Source organism: Mycobacterium sp. 1274756.6, assembly GCF_001668625.1.
Classification (GTDB): domain Bacteria; phylum Actinomycetota; class Actinomycetes; order Mycobacteriales; family Mycobacteriaceae; genus Mycobacterium.
This window is the reverse complement of the sequence record NZ_LZLJ01000085.1, coordinates 1-642: the sequence shown is the minus strand read 5'-3', so window position 1 is coordinate 642 and position 642 is coordinate 1. Positions and strand designations below refer to the sequence as shown.

1 protein-coding gene is annotated in these 642 nt (G+C 63.2%); it reads left to right on the top strand.

Translation table 11 applies throughout. The annotated features are described in order from the left end of the window. Positions 1 to 642: AMP-binding protein (locus A5643_RS13150; RefSeq protein ID WP_156628799.1), on the top strand; the 642-nt coding region annotated here is incomplete at both ends.

Below are 642 nucleotides of genomic sequence, written 5' to 3'. Positions count from 1 at the left end.
TGGTGCTCGCCGACGCCGAACACGCCGACCGTGTTGCCGGCATGGGCGTGACGGTCATCGATATCGCCGACCCGGTGATCGCCGACCAGCCAGCCAGCCGGTTGGCGTCGGGGCCAACACCCGACGACATCGCTTACATCATTTACACCTCAGGCACCACCGGCAGGCCCAAGGGCGTGGCCATTACCCACCGTAGCGTCATCTCCCTGTTAACAGCGTTGAGTGCTGAGTTGGTTGCGGGGCAGGTGTGGTCGCAATGTCATTCGCTGGCTTTCGACTTCTCGGTGACGGAGATTTTGGGTGCGTTGTTGCACGGCAGGCGTCTGGTGGTGGTGCCGGAATCGGTGACGGCTTCGCCAACAGACTTCCACGCGCTATTAGTCGCGGAGCAGGTTGATGTGTTGACGCAGACGCCGTCAGCCGTGGAATTGCTGTCCCCGGAGGGGTTGGACAGAGCAGCGTTGTTGGTCAGCGCCGAAACGTGCCCGGTTGAGGTGGTGGATCGGTGGGCTCCGGGGCGGGTGATGGTTAACGCCTACGGGCCAACGGAAACTACCTGTTACATCACGGTGAGTGCGCCGTTGTCGCCGGGTTCGTCGGTGGTGCCGATTGGGTCGCCGGTGCCGGGGGCGGCGTTGTTTG